Annotated in this window: 21 protein-coding genes; 15 read left to right on the top strand and 6 right to left on the bottom strand. The window is 38.1% G+C overall.

Translation table 11 applies throughout. The features are described from left to right. Window positions 1–7: 7 nt before the first annotated feature. The 3 genes from ACK2WI_RS01930 to ACK2WI_RS01920 form a co-directional block, all read right to left on the bottom strand. Window positions 8–1,123, bottom strand: coding sequence for an aldo/keto reductase (locus ACK2WI_RS01930; RefSeq protein ID WP_312698585.1), 1,116 nt, complete (start codon window positions 1,121–1,123; stop codon window positions 8–10). Between the two features lie 101 nt (window positions 1,124–1,224). Further along, complete coding sequence (locus tag ACK2WI_RS01925) at window positions 1,225–2,160, bottom strand: DUF1801 domain-containing protein (protein WP_312698584.1); 936 nt, start codon at window positions 2,158–2,160, stop codon at window positions 1,225–1,227. Window positions 2,161–2,172: 12 nt separating this feature from the next. Continuing rightward, window positions 2,173–2,625: an SRPBCC domain-containing protein gene (locus tag ACK2WI_RS01920; RefSeq protein ID WP_312698583.1), complete on the bottom strand. Its 453-nt coding sequence runs from the start codon at window positions 2,623–2,625 to the stop codon at window positions 2,173–2,175. 247 nt (window positions 2,626–2,872) lie between these two features. Here ACK2WI_RS01920 and ACK2WI_RS01915 point away from each other — a divergent pair, with 247 nt between their 5' ends. The 15 genes from ACK2WI_RS01915 to ACK2WI_RS01845 all read left to right on the top strand — a co-directional run bounded on the left by ACK2WI_RS01915 (window position 2,873) and on the right by ACK2WI_RS01845 (window position 11,159). Next, window positions 2,873–3,724, top strand: coding sequence for an alpha/beta hydrolase (locus ACK2WI_RS01915; protein WP_312698582.1), 852 nt, complete (start codon window positions 2,873–2,875; stop codon window positions 3,722–3,724). Window positions 3,725–3,798: 74 nt separating this feature from the next. Next, window positions 3,799–4,212 carry an SRPBCC family protein gene (locus ACK2WI_RS01910; RefSeq protein ID WP_312698581.1) on the top strand — a complete coding sequence of 138 codons (414 nt, stop codon included), beginning with the start codon at window positions 3,799–3,801 and terminating at the stop codon, window positions 4,210–4,212. 21 nt (window positions 4,213–4,233) lie between these two features. Beyond that, window positions 4,234–4,629 carry a VOC family protein gene (locus ACK2WI_RS01905; RefSeq protein WP_312698580.1) on the top strand — a complete coding sequence of 132 codons (396 nt, stop codon included), beginning with the start codon at window positions 4,234–4,236 and terminating at the stop codon, window positions 4,627–4,629. A gap of 1 nt (window position 4,630) precedes the next feature. Beyond that, window positions 4,631–5,083, top strand: coding sequence for a hypothetical protein (locus tag ACK2WI_RS01900; RefSeq protein WP_312698579.1), 453 nt, complete (start codon window positions 4,631–4,633; stop codon window positions 5,081–5,083). Between the two features lie 2 nt (window positions 5,084–5,085). After that, entirely contained in the window at window positions 5,086–5,520 is a 435-nt protein-coding gene (locus ACK2WI_RS01895; protein WP_312698578.1) for a DUF1801 domain-containing protein, read from the top strand. A gap of 75 nt (window positions 5,521–5,595) precedes the next feature. Further along, entirely contained in the window at window positions 5,596–6,012 is a 417-nt protein-coding gene (locus ACK2WI_RS01890; protein ID WP_312698577.1) for a DUF6157 family protein, read from the top strand. Between the two features lie 95 nt (window positions 6,013–6,107). Continuing rightward, the gene (locus tag ACK2WI_RS01885; protein WP_312698576.1) at window positions 6,108–6,593 is read left to right on the top strand and encodes an SRPBCC domain-containing protein; all 486 of its coding nucleotides are present in this window, start codon (window positions 6,108–6,110) and stop codon (window positions 6,591–6,593) included. Window positions 6,594–6,648: 55 nt separating this feature from the next. Further along, window positions 6,649–7,095, top strand: a complete 447-nt coding sequence (locus tag ACK2WI_RS01880) for a VOC family protein (RefSeq protein ID WP_312698575.1) — start codon at window positions 6,649–6,651, stop codon at window positions 7,093–7,095. 93 nt (window positions 7,096–7,188) lie between these two features. Then, window positions 7,189–7,566, top strand: a complete 378-nt coding sequence (locus ACK2WI_RS01875; protein ID WP_312698574.1) for a hypothetical protein — start codon at window positions 7,189–7,191, stop codon at window positions 7,564–7,566. 30 nt (window positions 7,567–7,596) lie between these two features. Then, on the top strand, window positions 7,597–8,172 hold the full coding sequence (locus ACK2WI_RS01870) for a dihydrofolate reductase family protein (protein WP_312698573.1): 576 nt from the start codon (window positions 7,597–7,599) through the stop codon (window positions 8,170–8,172). Window positions 8,173–8,263: 91 nt separating this feature from the next. Beyond that, window positions 8,264–9,088 (top strand): VOC family protein, encoded by an 825-nt coding sequence (locus ACK2WI_RS01865; RefSeq protein ID WP_312698572.1) that lies wholly within the window; start codon window positions 8,264–8,266, stop codon window positions 9,086–9,088. A gap of 14 nt (window positions 9,089–9,102) precedes the next feature. Next, on the top strand, window positions 9,103–9,633 hold the full coding sequence (locus ACK2WI_RS01860) for a DUF1697 domain-containing protein (RefSeq protein ID WP_312698571.1): 531 nt from the start codon (window positions 9,103–9,105) through the stop codon (window positions 9,631–9,633). Between the two features lie 27 nt (window positions 9,634–9,660). Then, window positions 9,661–10,185: an SRPBCC family protein gene (locus tag ACK2WI_RS01855; RefSeq protein ID WP_312698570.1), complete on the top strand. Its 525-nt coding sequence runs from the start codon at window positions 9,661–9,663 to the stop codon at window positions 10,183–10,185. A 2-nt stretch (window positions 10,186–10,187) separates the two neighbouring features. Beyond that, window positions 10,188–10,559: a nuclear transport factor 2 family protein gene (locus ACK2WI_RS01850; protein ID WP_312698569.1), complete on the top strand. Its 372-nt coding sequence runs from the start codon at window positions 10,188–10,190 to the stop codon at window positions 10,557–10,559. Between the two features lie 60 nt (window positions 10,560–10,619). Then, window positions 10,620–11,159: a hypothetical protein gene (locus ACK2WI_RS01845; RefSeq protein ID WP_312698568.1), complete on the top strand. Its 540-nt coding sequence runs from the start codon at window positions 10,620–10,622 to the stop codon at window positions 11,157–11,159. Here the strand turns inward: ACK2WI_RS01845 and ACK2WI_RS01840 are convergent. From ACK2WI_RS01840 to ACK2WI_RS01830, 3 genes are all read right to left on the bottom strand, one after another. Beyond that, window positions 11,156–12,286, bottom strand: coding sequence for a serine hydrolase (locus ACK2WI_RS01840; protein ID WP_312698567.1), 1,131 nt, complete (start codon window positions 12,284–12,286; stop codon window positions 11,156–11,158). The two genes, ACK2WI_RS01845 and ACK2WI_RS01840, sit on opposite strands and share 4 nt — an antisense overlap. Before the next feature lie 133 nt (window positions 12,287–12,419). Next, window positions 12,420–12,794: a YkvA family protein gene (locus ACK2WI_RS01835; protein WP_157739459.1), complete on the bottom strand. Its 375-nt coding sequence runs from the start codon at window positions 12,792–12,794 to the stop codon at window positions 12,420–12,422. Between the two features lie 525 nt (window positions 12,795–13,319). Beyond that, on the bottom strand, window positions 13,320–15,437 hold the full coding sequence (locus tag ACK2WI_RS01830) for a catalase (protein WP_312698566.1): 2,118 nt from the start codon (window positions 15,435–15,437) through the stop codon (window positions 13,320–13,322). Window positions 15,438–15,448: the final 11 nt, after the last annotated feature.

The following is a 15,448-nucleotide window of genomic DNA, read 5'->3' as shown; positions in this document are numbered from 1 at the left end:
CTGCAATTTAAGCATTTGGTACTGGAGCGTGTTCAGAAATAATCTTTTCATGTTTTAGCTCTTCCCAGAACGCACTTGGTATTTTCACCTCAAATGAAGCTGCATTTTGCTTGGCTTGTTCGGCAGAACTAGCCCCTGGAATCACGGAAGAAACGACATCTGGCGCTGCTGAAAACTGTAAGGCCGCTGTCCTGAGGTCCACTTGATGGTTATCGGCAACCTGCTGAAGTTGTTTTAATTTTTCAGCTGCAAATTCCGGAATCTTGGAACCATATAGGTATCGAGGTTTGCCTGCCAAGAAACCTGCGCACAGTGGTGCACCCACCACAATTGACAGTCCCTTTTCTGCAATTTTTGGAAAAACCTGATTCAAGTCGTCTTCATAATGGATCAGCGAGTATTGACAAGCCGACAGGAAAATATCGGGGTCAGCAACTTCCATCGTTTTTAAGATTGGTTCAATAGTATTGACACCCAAGCCCCAAGCCTTGATAATTCCTTCCTCACGCATCTTGGTCAATTCCTTAAAGGCTCCATTCTTTGCCGTTTCAAAATAAGAGATCCAATCCTTGCCCATATCGCCATTATCGGGTGATAGATCATGCACAAACACAATATCCATTGATCCAATACCGAGTCTTTGTAAACTATCTTCAACAGAGCGCCTAGCTCCATCAGCCGAATAATCGTATTTATAAGAGGCATTCATCTGCCCCTTCCACATTAAGCCTTCCTGCTTGTAATTATCGTGCGGCACCAAAATCCTTCCTATCTTGCTGGATATGCTGTATTCCTCTTTATTTTTCTCTTTCAGATACAGACCCATTCTCCGTTCACTGATCCCCAAACCGTACCATGGAGAAGTATCGAAATACCTGACCCCAGCATTCCATGCTGCATCCATTGCCTCGTGGCATGCTAAATCTGTATTATGGTTAAATCCATTTCCTAATGCTACACCGCCAAAACCACTAAGGGTCTTTGGACGAAATCTTCCTGATTGATTGTTATTTTCCATTAAATTTACTTTGCTTGTTGGTCTATTTCCTGCATAGGATTTCCAGCCTAGGGAAAGACTGCCTCCTAATACTAAACCTTGGTTGATAAAATCTCTTCTATTCATTCATTGATTATTTAAAGATTTATTGAAACCCTCTATTATCTGAACAGATAAAATTTGTATTTGTTGTAATAAAACAAAAAAAGCCTATCATTAAGATAGACTTATTTCTTGTATTTATCGTGCAACCCTTTTCCTTCAAGGATCATCGGTTTTATTTTTTCAACCCGACTGAGTTTGGTTTTCTCTTGTTTGGCCTCCTCTATGTACTCGATATATTCTTTCTTCTTTCCTGGCGTCAGTTTATCAAATGCTTCCTGGAATACTTTATCCCTTGCCAGTTCTTCCTTTAAAAAACCTGCCACCTGTTTAGGAGCGGAACGCTCAGGTTTGATTTCCTTTCCATCCTTGATGGTCTGCACAGACTCTTCGATATAGGCTAGGATTTTCTTTTCATCCATATCTTTGATATCCGTAAAACGCCATTGCCTTAATGATTTTGTCTTTCCTTCAGATGCAGTAACCAGAACCTGTTCTTTATCTTCAAGGAAGACTCCATTGTAAAACCATAAGGAAAAGAAATCCTTGAATCCACCCCATCCAATAACATTCTTTCCTTGATAAGTATACACATCAGAACCCCATTTGATTTCTCGCTTGAGAGCTGTTTTATTTTTTAAAACTATTTGGTTCATGAATTCCTGACAATCATTCCATCGTTCATTTTTGGTTTCCCAACTGGGATAGGTTCTTTCCTTTAATTGCTCGGCGTTGAATTGGACGATATCCGAGATCAGTTTCTCGGGTAGAGTTTGATTCAAAGGAATTTGGATGGCACCCTTTGAAGTTTTATAAGGTTTAAGGGCTTCCGCAAAGTGCTCAATGGCCTCGGGGCCAGGATATAGGCCGAGGTGATTTTTGAACATAGCAAAATGAATCAAATTACCATTATAGCGGTAAGTCGGCATCTTGTAATTAATAGTTTCCTTAGATTCTTTTGGAGCTGCCTTTTTGATGATTGCCCGAACATCTTTCAATGTCTTTTGGGCTTCCCCATCAAAGCCTGCAATATACTCATCGATATTGGTAAATGTTGACATAGGTACGTTCGCTTAAGGTTTCATAAAATCAAAAGCACCTTTTCTTAGGTTGATTCCATATTCAAGATAGGCTTTCATGCAAGCTAGGAAATTTGCCCAGCCTTCCGTTTGCCCAATCGCTTGCTTGATACCTTCCTCGGATGGTGGCATATAGCTTTCCTTGATCCTGACCACCGTAAAATTATCATGGTATGGCTCTAAAAAGATCTCTACGACCATCCCTTCTTCACCTCCACTCCAATCGAAGGAGATATAATCGTATGCACGGATAAATTTGCCGGTAACAGGAAAGATATCTTCAAATTCTGGGAATTTCCATTCTACCGTCACCCCTTCCTCCAACCTTCCACTGGAACGTTCAATAAAATAATTGCTCATTTTTGCAGGATCGACGATAGCTTCAAAAACTTCTTCTATCGGCTTTAAAATTTGTATCGATGCCCTCGCACTTAGGTTTTCATTCATAGCTTTTGTTTGTTCGTGTAAAACTCATTCGGACATTTTAGATCCATCTAGGTACATCAGCTAAAAAACCAATGAACCTAGACGTGTTGACGTCCTCAATTAATAATCTAATTTAATATTTAATTTATCTCAGAAAAGATATTATTTATAATTCCATCTATAAGAAGAGAATAAAACAGAAAAGATGATTACATTGTTTTACCATTAGCAATTACTATTTCAACCATTAAAGCAGTATTAATTTAGTATGACGGATAAGATCATTCAGCATCAAGACATCAGTTTATTTACCCAATCATTTGGAAACAGAAGTCATCCAGCCGTAGTACTGATTGCGGGAGCAACAGTTTCTATGTTGTTTTGGGATAGCGAATTTTGCCAAAAGTTGGCTGATAAGGGTTTGTTTGTAATTCGATATGATTTTAGGGATACCGGTCAGTCCACTTCAGTGCCTGAAGGTGAAGCAAACTATGATATAGTTGATTTTACAGAAGATTTGCTGGCTATTATTGATGCTTATGAAATACCGGCTGCCCATTTGGTCGGTATATCCTTGGGTGGTATGATAGCTCAGATTGCAGCGATCAAATACCCTGAGCGCGTAAAATCATTGTGCTTATTCAGTACCATGCCATGGGGAGATCCTGATATTCCAGTTCCTGAAATGGATCCTCAGATATTGGATTTCCATGCTAAAGCAGCGGATATTGATTGGGAGAATGAAGACAAAGTCATCCATTATCTGCTGGAAGGTTCCCATCTGATGAGTGGTTTAAAACCATTGAATGCATTGCGAGCTGAAAATTACCTGCGTGAGTCCTATCGCAGGGCAAATAATTTCAGGAGCCAATTCAATCATGCCAGCATTGCTGGAGGTATGGATTATTACAATCAATTGGATAAGATAAAGGTGCCAGTACTGGTGATCCACGGCACAGAGGATAAGATTTGCCATTTTCAGAATGCCATTTCGCTCATGCAAAAAATCAAGGCGCAAAATCTGGTCGTACTCGAAGGTACTGGCCATGAATTGCATGAGGATGATTGGACTTTGATCATCAATTCGATTTCAAATTTAGTGAAGACTGCATCCCAATAAAATATTTCTTGCCATAGGGCAAGTTGCTATAAATTATTTACCCTTAAATTCGACTATCACAAGAATAAACTATTATGGAAAAGAAAAGAATTCATATCGACACCTTAATTGACGCACCGATCAAGACTGTTTGGGATGCCTACAATAATCCCGAAGATATTAAACAATGGAACCATGCATCGGAGGATTGGCATTGCCCTTCCTCAGAGAATGACTTACGGGTTGGTGGAAAGTTCAAGAATAAAATGGCGGCCAAGGATGGCAGTTTTGAATTTGACTTTGAAGGCACCTATACGGAGGTTACCCCGATGAACAGCATATCTTATGTATTAGGCGATAATCGTGAGACGGACATCAAATTTAAGGATGAAAATGGAAAGACCGCAGTCAGCATTGATTTTGATATGGAGGATTCCAATCCTGAGGATATGCAAAGAGATGGTTGGCAGGCAATCTTGGATAATTTTAAAAAACACATAGAAAACTGAAAATTAACAAAATAGAACAAGATGTCAGAACAGAAATATAAAGCGGGCCAGATTGTTTGGGCAGATTTGACGACCAACCAAGCGGATTCCTTGAAGGAATTCTATAAAGATGTCATAGGTTGGCAGGAATACCCTGTAGCCATGAAAGATGGCGAGGAATCCTATAACGACTATGCGATGCTCTATGATGAAAAGAACCCGGCCGGTGGCATCTGCAACCAACGCGGTATCAATGCGAGCATACCACCACAATGGATCATGTACGTTTGTGTGGATGATGTAGCTGCTACCTTGGAAAAGGCCATTTCTCGGGGTGGAAAGCTAGTCCACGAAAACAAGAAAGCAGATGGCACTTATAATTATGTAATCATTCAGGATCCAGCTGGTGCAGTTTTTGGATTCGGTAAATTCCAATAAAATGAATACGATATATTTTAGCGAGCAGATCAATGCAGACGCAAAAACTGTGCATTCCAAAATGCTAGAAAGAGATAGCTATAGGGAATGGACCAAACCCTTCAGCCCTACCTCAGATGTGAAAGGGAACTGGGAGGAAAATTCGAAAATAAGGTTTCTATCTTTGGATCAGAACGGTAATGAAGCTGGAATGGTTTCAGTGATCGACAAGAATATCCCGGGAGAAATCGTGATCATTAGACATCTAGGGATGTTTGACCAAAGTGGCGAAAAGTATGAGGGTCCAGGAATCGACAATTGGAAAAACGCTTTGGAGATCTATAGGTTCAAAGAAGAAAATGGAAAGACAAATGTACTTTGTTCTTTAGAGATTTCCGATGAAGATGATCTACACATGTTTGATGAAACCTGGCCCGAAGCCTTAAAAATATTAAAAGAAATCTGTGAGCGATAATTATGGCTAAAGTCAAAACGCAATTTACGGCAGATGATGTCTATGCATACATCGATGATTTAGACAATGATCAAAAGAAAAAAGACTCTTTAGCGCTGATTGAGCTGATGGAAGAAGCTACTGGAGAACCAGCAAAAATGTTTGGTCCAAGTATCATTGGTTTTGGTCAATACCATTATAAATACGCAACGGGGCATCAAGGTGATGCCCCGTTGTTGGGTTTTTCACCTAGGAAAGCTGCCATCTCCCTGTATGTGTTTACTGGCTGCGAGGAGCATAAGCATCTCTTGGAAGGTTTTGGAAAATTCAAGATGGGAAAAGCCTGTATTTACATCAAAAAGCTGGATGATATAGACCTGGATGTATTAAAAAACATCATGCAAGAGTCTATTGCTTTTATTTCAGATAAATACGAGAGAATCCTTCCCGAGAAATAAATTTTGCTGGAATCAGTTGACAAACTGTTGTCACTATCGAGCACTAACTTTATCTTGTAATCGAAAGAAAGCTTTATGAAAACACATAGCACGAATTATTACAATACCTTGATCACAGTAGCTGAGGATTGTAAATCTTTAAAAGGAGAAATGCCTCCTGTAAAGATCGACAAATTGACTGTTGCCAATCTGCAGTTTGATAGGTTGATGAAGGAACCGGCTCAAGTTAACTCGGATGATTTGATCTTTGACATCCATGCCCAAAGGAAAGAATTACTGGAAGGACAATTAGCGGAAGAGCGGGAAAAATTCTATTCGAAAGGACAAGCTTGTTTGAGGACTTCTCCCCTAGCAAAAACTTATGGTTGGGGCATTTATTATGATGCCGAGGGAAAGATACTTTTGATCGACAGTGCAACTGAGGAATACCAAAAGATGTTGAAGGATGATTCCATTAAGAAGCTTCCTGCTATGCGTTCTTCTAAAAAATAACTGAAATATTCATTACTTGTCTTATGGCAAGTGGATTCCATGGATAGCGCTGTACCTTAGATTTACTAATTGAAGAAAAACAAAACATATATGCTATGGAAAAGAAATTTCAACATCAGATCAAGGAGAACGAAGTGATCATCACACGGACATTTGAGGCTTCTAAAGAACAAGTATGGAACGCATTTACAGACTCTAACATCCTAGATGAATGGTGGGCTCCAAAACCTTGGAAATGCAATACAAAGTCACAGGATTTTTCAGTTGGTGGAAGATGGCTATATAATATGACTGGCCCTAATGGTGAAATCCACTGGTCATTCATGGATTACAAAGAAATAGACCCACAAAATTATTATTTAGGTGTAGACGGTTTCTGTGATGAAAATGGAAACCCAAGTAAGGATATTCCAAGTTCAACTTGGAGGAATGACTTTTCATTTAAAGATGGCCAATGTACAGTTACTTCTTCTTGTACGTACGATTCGGCAGAGACTTTAAAATCTTACCTGGACATGGGCTTCCTAGAAGGCTATGAAATGGGCCTGAACAATTTGGAAGCATTGCTGAAAAAGCAATAATCTTATTAAGAATTAGACACATTAATTAAATATAAACCAGAAAAATTAAAACATTATGGCAAAGGTTCATGCTTATCTAAACTTTAACGGTGATTGTAAACAAGCTTTTGATTTCTATCAAAAGGTTTTCAAAACAGAGGCACAAGGAACATATTTTTATGGAGATATGCCTGCAGATCCAAACTTCCCACCTCTTCCTGAGGATGCCAAAGGAAAGGTCATGCATACTTCACTGCAAATCAACCCTGAAACCATGTTGATGGGTGCAGATGTTGTGGAAGGTTTTGGCCATAAACTGACCAACGGGAATTCTATTTACATCATGTTGGATGTAGCTTCTGCCGATGAAGCCAAAGATCTTTTCAATTCGCTTTCTGCAGGGGCAAAACATATCGAAATGCCTTTGGAAGAAACTTTTTTTGCTGAACTATATTCTTCTTTCCAAGATCAATTTGGTATCAATTGGATGATCCATTTTGAAGGAAACAAGAAAATGGGTTAAGAGATATTTGATCACTAACAATTAACCAATCAGTAACACATTCAAAAAATGTGTTACTGATTTTTAGGAATTCATTTTATTGCATTGGATCGTATGGGAAAAATTACCCTAAAAGCTAGCAACAATATTGCATTAAAGATTCCACAAGAATTATTTGAAGAGACCTTACATTTCTATCGGGACATTCTCTTGATGGATACGGAAGAAATCCAAGTAAATGGTCCTCAGGTTATCCGATCAGCCAAGATTTCATTTGGTTCCATCTGCCTTTGGCTAGATGCTGTACCGGCTAGAAAAGAACCGAGAATACTATTAGAACTGAGTACGGACCAACTCCAGAAAGCTAGAGCATACTTTAAGGCCAATGATATTGCTTTTGTCAATCCTGAAGAAGAAGGCCTTGAAAATGTAGATTGGATTAAGGATCCTGCTGGAAATATCCTTCATCTATCTGCTGATAATGAAGATTAGAAGAGATATTTCTAATAAAAATCACGCACTATGAGAAAATTAATCGTACAAGAATATATTTCTGTGGACGGATTTGCTGCCGACCGGGATAAGACAACCAGTTTCTTTGATGGTACGCGCATGCATATCGGGAAAGAAGTGGATGAGTATATGGTGGAATTCATCAAAACGATTGACAGCATCCTGTTAGGCAGGAAAACCTATGAAATGTTCCTGGATTTTTGGCCTAATGTGGACCCAATTCAAGAACCAGTCGGACCAGGATTGAACAGCACGGATAAATTTATCTTCTCCAATACATTGGAAACTGTTTCTTGGGGTGATTGGGATTCTGCAACATTGGTGAATGAAAACTATGTTGATTTTATCAATGGCCTGAAAGCAAAACCAGGGAAGAACATTGTTGTCTGGGGAAGCCTAAGTTTAACGAAATCCTTATTTGAAGCTAAGCTAGTAGATGAATTGCATTTGATGGTCTGTCCAGTTGCTATCGGCAAAGGCTACCATTTTTTATCTGAACAGGAAGAGCTTTTAAAGTTAAAATTAATATCGAATAATACCTTTCCATCCTCTGTTGTAAACTCAATATATCAAGTTTTGCATTAGTTACGGAATCCATTAAAATAGCGAAACCATGTCCTTTATCGAAGAAATCATACTCCTAACTCAATTAAACGATATCATAAACTATAAAATAATGGCAAACAAGATAATTCCTTCACTTTGGTTTGATAGTCAAGCCAAAGAAGCATTTGATTTTTATACCGATGTATTTCCAAATAGTTCAATCATAAAAGACAATGGCGTGGTGGTTGAGGTCAATATAATGGGCTTAAACTTTATAGGGATCAATGGCGGTCCAATTTTCAAACCTACTCCTGCCATTTCCTTTATGCCGGTCTTTGAAAGTAAAGAGGAAATTGACCAAGTATGGAACAAATTATTAGATGGCGGGCAAATTTTAATGCCTTTGCAGCAATACCCGTTCTCTGAACATTATGGTTGGATTGCGGATAAATATGGATACAACTGGCAGCTATACTATGGGAAACTGGAAAATGTAAATCAGCAAGCCATAGTACCGACCTTGATGTATTGTGGGGAGCAACAGGGAAAATGTAAGGAGGCATTGAAATTCTACGAGGATCTATTCCCTGACTTTGAATTACAAGGTGTCATGGAATATCCTGAAGGCCCCATAAAAGGTCAGGTTCAGCACACCCAATTCAAAGCCAATGGAGTGACCTTAGCAGCAATGGACTCAGGTGTACCTCAGCCATTTACTTTTAATGAAGCCACCTCGATGACCATTCTTTGCAAAGACCAGGAAGAAATTGACTATTACTGGAATAAAATCACTGAAGTTGGTGAAGAAAGCATGTGTGGCTGGTGTAAGGATCAGTTTGGGGTGAGTTGGCAAGTGGTTCCAAAGGACATCAATAAATTGCTTCAAAATCAGAATGCAGGAGCTGCATTAATGAAAATGAAAAAAATTGAGATATCTTCGTTAGTAAATGCTTAACAAGATCACTAATTATGCAATATATCATCTTCCTAAGGGCGGTCAATGTATCCGGTAAGAACCTGATTAAGATGGCCGAATTGAAGGAGAAGCTTTCTAAAGCTGGTTATCAGGATGTGCAGACCTATATCCAAAGTGGCAATATTTTGCTTAAATCTGATGAAAGTTCGGAAAAGCTTGCTACAGCTATCAATAGCTTGATCAAGAATGAATTTGGGTTGGACATCTCCGTTTTTGCATTAGCTGAAAAAGAACTGCGTAAATCGCTTGATGATTGTCCGTTCTCTGCCGAATTAGCTCCTAATCATGTCTTTATTACTTATTTAGACAAAGAACCAGAAAACACTGTTTTAGAGCTTTTTAAAGGCATAGACTTGAGTCCTGAAGAATATTTGCACAAAGGGAAATTATTCTACTTTTACTTGCCCTCGGGGATGGCAAAAAGTAAGCTGAACAATAACTTTATCGAGAAAAAGCTGAAAGTAATAGCAACAGGCAGAAACTTGAATACCATTAACAAAATGCTAACCCTAATAACAAAATAAAATCAAAACTATTTATTTAACCACAACATGAAATTTTTAAAGTATTTTTTATTGACTGTACTAGGTATAGTTGCATTAATCCTAATTATTGCTGCCTTTGTCCCTAAGGATTTCCATGCTGGTAGCGAGATTAGCATCAATAAACCGAAATCGGAGGTTTTTGATTATGTGAAACTGATCAGAAATCAAGGGAATTACGACAATTGGTCTAGACAGGACCCGAATATTGACCGTAATTATGAAGGTACTGATGGTAATCCAGGCTTTGTTTACACTTGGAAAAGCAAGAAGGTTGGAGATGGCAAGCAAGTATTGACCAAGGTGGATTCTACTGCTGGACGGGTTGAAATGGACTTATTCTTTAACGGAACGGGAGATGCCAACAAATCATTCATGCAAGTCGATGCGATCAGTCCAGAGAGCTCCAAAGTCGTTTGGGAAATTGATGGAAAGATGCCCTATCCGTTTAATATCATGGGATTGTTCTTTGATATGAACAAGGACTTTAAAGCTGGATTGAGCAATTTAAAGGAAATTTTAGAAAAACAATAGATTTGAAAATCATTGCACCTCAAGACTGTGATAACGCTCCAAAGCGAAGGATTATCAGAGACCTCAATATTGCGTTTGCCAAAGGTGATGTAAAGGCGCTCGCGGACCAGTTCCATCAGGACATCGAATGGGAAATGGTAGGAGATAAAACGATATCAGGTTTTGAGGCTGTAGTTGATTATCTAGAAAAAATAAAAAGTTCCAAGGCCGATACTTTGGAGCTTAAACAAATCCTGAGCCATGGAAAATATGCGGCAGCAAGTGGCATTCTTAGCTTTAAAGCTGAGAAAATAGCCTTTCATGACTTCTATGAGTTTTCATCAGCAGGTTCCAGTAAGATCAAGAAAATCAGCAGTATGGCAATTTCCATTTAATTGGATTGCAGTTTTTATTCAAGAATATTATCTATTTTTATAATACTAATTATTGACGGAATGAAAAGATATTTATTCTTTGCCCTATTGTTTGGATCAATCGCTTGCAGCAATAATGCCCAACAATCAAAACAAGACCCTTTAGATACCCTTGCCAATCCTGAATTCGATAAGAACCCCATCGGTACGGAGGCTGGCTGTAAATGGCTAAAAGATAGTATCGAAAGCTATTTTGCAAAAGATAGCGGCCTCGATAGGATGAAATTGCTTACCACCGATGAATATTACAACTTTAAGCTTGATGCCATGAACACTGGATTGGATATCGATAGCAGCATCACCAAATTTGAACTCAATCAAAAATGGGGATCTAAATTTGAAATTGATACGGCGAGTCTAGGCCAAGGTTTTTTAATTTCTGGTCAAGATTGGGGAGAAATAAAGGTCTCTAGCTGCGATCTTCTGGATGAAAATGCTGCTGAATTAAACTTAAAGCTGATCATTTCGGATTGCAAGATGCAAACGGACTATCACCGTGACATTAAACTCATCCTAGACAATGAACAGATCAAGATTGCGAATGTCAAGGAGTATGATTAATGCTCATTGGCATAGGTATCACTAAGCCATTTGAATACCGGCTTTTTCTCCTGTTGCATTAATTGAATATCCAATATATTTAATAGCTCTTCTATAAAAGGGTTGATTTTCTTGTCATCTCTATTCGTAAAAATACTGAGATTGATGTTCTTCTTAGGAATGCTCATCACAAGATTATTGAAGCCGGTACTTTCTCCAGTATGGAAATATACCAAATCACCAAATTGATCTTTAGCAATAAACTTACCGATACTATAAGAGCAATCCTTATTCATTGGAATTAAATTGCCGGTCAAGAAGTCAGCATAAGCAGGATCTTTTTCCAATAATTGAATAAAGGCTTGGTTCCACAATTTGTATTCATTCGCTGAAGTATAAACCCCACCATCACCTTTTGTTGCACTCGTGATACTTTGATCCGCAAAAACAAATTCATCTCCCTTTAAATGATACCCAAAAGCTCTATCCTTGATTTCGTCTTCAGGGTTATATACCAAGGAATTTTGCATATTCAAAGGCTTAAAGAAATGCTCCCACACATATTCGCTGAAGCCTTGTCCTGATACTTCCTCCACGATCAATGCCAAAAGGCAATAAGCGGTATTGCTATAACGGAACTTAGTCCCAGGACTGAAATATACACGATCTAAGGGTTCAATTAATTTCAGCACATCCGAATCGCGTAATTGTTTCTTCAGACCCTTGGGAATGATCTCTTCATAGTCCACAATTCCAGAACTATGGTTCAGAAGCTGAGGAATGGTTGCATTCCTGATTTCTCCTTTTAGGCTTGGGAAGAAATCACTCAACTTCGCAGTATTAACATCTATCTTGTTTTCTTGAATCAGTTGATAAATGGCAGCGGCAGTAACTTGTTTGCTGACTGATGCCATTCTAAAGTTTGTATGGAGATCAATCTTCCTTCCTGTTTTTAGATCAGCAATGCCCTGCCCTTTTGCGAAAATAGTATTATTGTTATTGTCAAAAACTTGCAGTACGATTCCCGGATCATTATCCTTGGGATAATACTCCTTTAAAAGGTCATCCAACTTTGATTTCACATCCCCTTGTGAAAAAGCAAGCTGCATACTGAATATTAAAATGATTGCAATGATGATATGCTTCATAATTTAGGTTTTAATTTCAGCCAATATAATTATTATTAATTGCAAAGACTTGAAACAAAAATTAATTAACTATATCAATAAAATAGGCGTTAATTTTCATTAACACCTATCCCTGACTTATACTTTAGCTGACTTAATTCAATGTAGTTAACTCAGTTTTCTGAAACTTTCTATAGCGATCCACCTCATCGGCAAGTTTTGAAATTGCAAAGCCTACGATAGAAGCATCATCCAGCCATCCCAACACCGGGATAATATCTGGAATAGCATCTATGGGAGAAATCACATATACAATCGTTCCCACGATAATGGACATATTCCATTTGTTCATCTTATATCGACCCGAGAAAGTATCCTTTATCATCGAAATCAATAGTTTGAACTCATTGGTTTTACCTTCTAAATGCTGTGCTTTACCTTCAGCGATCTCTATATCTTCGTTTGTTAATTTTCTATTTTTAAAAGTATTAAACAGTAGCAATGCCCTGTTGAAATAGTTTTTTTTCATTCTGTTTTTCATCAGTTTTTAATATGACCTCACAAATGTAAAACGGTTTAATGAGCAAATCATTATTTTATCCAATATTTTTACAGGTAGATTAGCCTTTAAAAACATTTTAAAAGGAATTAGATAACATTTACACAATAATCTGAAAACAATGGCGTTATAATTATACAAAAGAGGTTATTTTAAAAACCTTGAGACATTAGTTTCAAGAAGAAAAAGTTAAGATAACTTTTTAAGTGAAAAGGTTGACAATCGAAAAATGTCAACCTTTTCTAGTTTATTACAAGTTTTTAAAAATTTTTTTTTAAATAAAAAGCCTGTTTAAGACATCATAGAGGGGTTTATTAAAATTATATTAAAAAAAAGTTAATGAACGCACAATATTCCAAATACTAGGGCGTTTATAATTATACAAAAAAGGTTATTTTATTTTCAATTATGACGTGAGTTATAAAAAAGAAAAAAAGAAGATAACTTTTTAAAAGAAAGAGGCCGACTGTAAAAAGTTGGCCTCTTTTAATTTGTTTAGGAAGGAACCTTCCTTGAATTTTCTCTTTCCCAAATTCTATGCTTCTTCAATGCTTGGATGAAATCGTTTATCCAATTGGATCCAGAAGATTCACAATTTACCGCTGAATCCTTTTCAATAAATGATTTATCCATCAGTTTTTCGGCTGATTTAGCAAAAGCCAAAGCTTTGCAATGCCTATAACCTTCGTTAATAAACTGTAAGTAATCCGGATTCTGAGCTAATTTGTCGACCATATCCCCGTCTGGAGTGTAAAAACCATCAAAACAAACCGAAGCATCTGTTAGATATGAATGTTGAACTTCCTCCATGTCGCCTTCCTTATACTTCAGGCTTCCGACATGTGATGATACCAAGACCACCATCGCCCCTTCTTTCGTTAATGCTTTCCGCATTATATCCACCGACTTCTTACTTACCCCGTCATCAACTAAAAAGGCAATTTTTCTGCTTGCAATAGTGCCTTCATCATCTTTTACTTTCATGCTAAGAAAGGCAGATTTTTCGACTTCTGGTTTATTAGGTTGAATGGGGTAATTAGGATGATTTTGCTTAGCAAACTTAACGGTCAACGGATCCAAGGATTTCGAAGGTTTTAAACCAAGGTTCTTGCCGATAGCATTCGCAAGCGCTGGCTCTACTTGATAAAGAATAGCCAATTCTCTTTTACGGATTTCTTCTTTATTGACCTTTGACAATTCAAAACTGAAGGCATTAATCATGTGATTTTGCTCTTCTGGACTCAAGGAATGGAAAAATAACCTTGCTTGGGTAAAATGATCGGCAAAAGAATTCGATCTAGCTCTTACTTTCTGTCCATCGACCTGTTGTTTCCCGGTTTGATAGCCTACCTCTCCCTTCATCATGGCCTGAAATGGACAGCCATTTCCTTGACTATTTGGGAAATAACTCGAATTCCCTTTTAGGATGTCCATCCTTGCAAACCCATCCTTTTGGTTGTTATATTTTCCATTTATTGGTCTATTGATGGGCAATTCATGGAAATTGGGACCACCCAATCTATAGTTCTGCGTATCCATATATGAAAAAATCCTTCCTTGTAAGAGCGGATCATCAGAGAAATCTATTCCCGGAACTACTCTTCCAGGGTCAAAGGCAGCCTGTTCCGTTTCAGCAAAAAAGTTTTCAGGATTTCGGTTCAAGGTCATGGTTCCAATTATCTTGATAGGCACCAATTCCTCAGGAATTATCTTGGTTGGATCCAGGATATCAAAAGAAAACTTCATTTCATCTTCTTCAGCAATTAATTGAACACCTAGATCCCATTGCGGGAATTGCCCGTTCTCAATGGCTTCCCATAGGTCTCTTCTATGAAAGTCTGAATCAAAACCCGAAATCTTCTGCGCCTCATTCCAAGCGACTGAATGAACCCCCAATTTAGGTTTCCAATGAAATTTAACAAAGGTTGCTTTTCCAGCAGAATTGATAAATTTAAAGGTATGCACTCCAAAACCTTCGATCATCCGAAGACTCCTCGGTATTGCACGATCAGACATGACCCATAAGGACATATGGGCTGATTCAGGCATTAAAGAAATAAAATCCCAAAAAGTATCATGTGCAGAGGCAGCCTGCGGAATCTCATTATTAGGTTCAGGTTTGACAGCATGGATGACATCTGGGAAATTCATCGCATCCTGGATAAAGAAAACTGGAATGCTATTTCCTACTAAATCATAATTTCCTTCTTGCGTATAGAATTTTACGGAAAACCCCCTTACATCTCTCGCCAAATCTGTTGAGCCCTTAAAGCCTGCTACTGTAGAAAACCGTACAAACAAAGGCGTGACGGTTCCTTTTTTGAGGAAGTCGGCCGAGGTATACTCGCTCATATCTGCTGTAGCTTCAAAATATCCATGAGCACCCGAACCGCGAGCATGTACCACCCTTTCAGGAATACGCTCTCGATCAAAATGCATGAGCTTATCAAAAAAGATATGATCTTGCTGTAAAGATGGACCTCGATCTCCTACTTTTAACGTATTGTTATTGTCATAAACAGGAACCCCATCATTGGTCGTCATTACCTTGTTCATATTGTCAACCACATGGCGGTCAATATGCGGTGCATCAGAATTCTTTCTTTTTTTCATGGTGTTATTAT

Origin of the sequence: Sphingobacterium sp. BS-2 (assembly GCF_046161205.1) — a bacterium.
Classification (GTDB): domain Bacteria; phylum Bacteroidota; class Bacteroidia; order Sphingobacteriales; family Sphingobacteriaceae; genus Sphingobacterium; species Sphingobacterium mizutaii.
This window is presented reverse-complemented; position numbering and strand designations above follow the sequence as displayed.

Bases quoted from the DNA above. Each gene is read 5' to 3' on its own strand.
- ACK2WI_RS01920 (WP_312698583.1), bottom strand. From the start codon at position 2,625: ATGAATGAAAACCTAAGTGCGAGGGCATCGATACAAATTTTAAAGCCG.
- ACK2WI_RS01860 (WP_312698571.1), top strand. From the start codon at position 9,103: ATGCAATATATCATCTTCCTAAGGGCGGTCAATGTATCCGGTAAGAAC.
- ACK2WI_RS01895 (WP_312698578.1), top strand. From the start codon at position 5,086: ATGGCTAAAGTCAAAACGCAATTTACGGCAGATGATGTCTATGCATAC.
- ACK2WI_RS01930 (WP_312698585.1), bottom strand. From the start codon at position 1,123: ATGAATAGAAGAGATTTTATCAACCAAGGTTTAGTATTAGGAGGCAGT.
- ACK2WI_RS01885 (WP_312698576.1), top strand. From the start codon at position 6,108: ATGGAAAAGAAATTTCAACATCAGATCAAGGAGAACGAAGTGATCATC.
- ACK2WI_RS01855 (WP_312698570.1), top strand. From the start codon at position 9,661: ATGAAATTTTTAAAGTATTTTTTATTGACTGTACTAGGTATAGTTGCA.
- ACK2WI_RS01900 (WP_312698579.1), top strand. From the start codon at position 4,631: ATGAATACGATATATTTTAGCGAGCAGATCAATGCAGACGCAAAAACT.
- ACK2WI_RS01835 (WP_157739459.1), bottom strand. From the start codon at position 12,794: ATGAAAAAAAACTATTTCAACAGGGCATTGCTACTGTTTAATACTTTT.
- ACK2WI_RS01840 (WP_312698567.1), bottom strand. From the start codon at position 12,286: ATGAAGCATATCATCATTGCAATCATTTTAATATTCAGTATGCAGCTT.
- ACK2WI_RS01915 (WP_312698582.1), top strand. From the start codon at position 2,873: ATGACGGATAAGATCATTCAGCATCAAGACATCAGTTTATTTACCCAA.
- ACK2WI_RS01845 (WP_312698568.1), top strand. From the start codon at position 10,620: ATGAAAAGATATTTATTCTTTGCCCTATTGTTTGGATCAATCGCTTGC.
- ACK2WI_RS01910 (WP_312698581.1), top strand. From the start codon at position 3,799: ATGGAAAAGAAAAGAATTCATATCGACACCTTAATTGACGCACCGATC.
- ACK2WI_RS01865 (WP_312698572.1), top strand. From the start codon at position 8,264: ATGGCAAACAAGATAATTCCTTCACTTTGGTTTGATAGTCAAGCCAAA.
- ACK2WI_RS01890 (WP_312698577.1), top strand. From the start codon at position 5,596: ATGAAAACACATAGCACGAATTATTACAATACCTTGATCACAGTAGCT.
- ACK2WI_RS01870 (WP_312698573.1), top strand. From the start codon at position 7,597: ATGAGAAAATTAATCGTACAAGAATATATTTCTGTGGACGGATTTGCT.
- ACK2WI_RS01925 (WP_312698584.1), bottom strand. From the start codon at position 2,160: ATGTCAACATTTACCAATATCGATGAGTATATTGCAGGCTTTGATGGG.
- ACK2WI_RS01880 (WP_312698575.1), top strand. From the start codon at position 6,649: ATGGCAAAGGTTCATGCTTATCTAAACTTTAACGGTGATTGTAAACAA.
- ACK2WI_RS01830 (WP_312698566.1), bottom strand. From the start codon at position 15,437: ATGAAAAAAAGAAAGAATTCTGATGCACCGCATATTGACCGCCATGTG.
- ACK2WI_RS01875 (WP_312698574.1), top strand. From the start codon at position 7,189: ATGGGAAAAATTACCCTAAAAGCTAGCAACAATATTGCATTAAAGATT.
- ACK2WI_RS01905 (WP_312698580.1), top strand. From the start codon at position 4,234: ATGTCAGAACAGAAATATAAAGCGGGCCAGATTGTTTGGGCAGATTTG.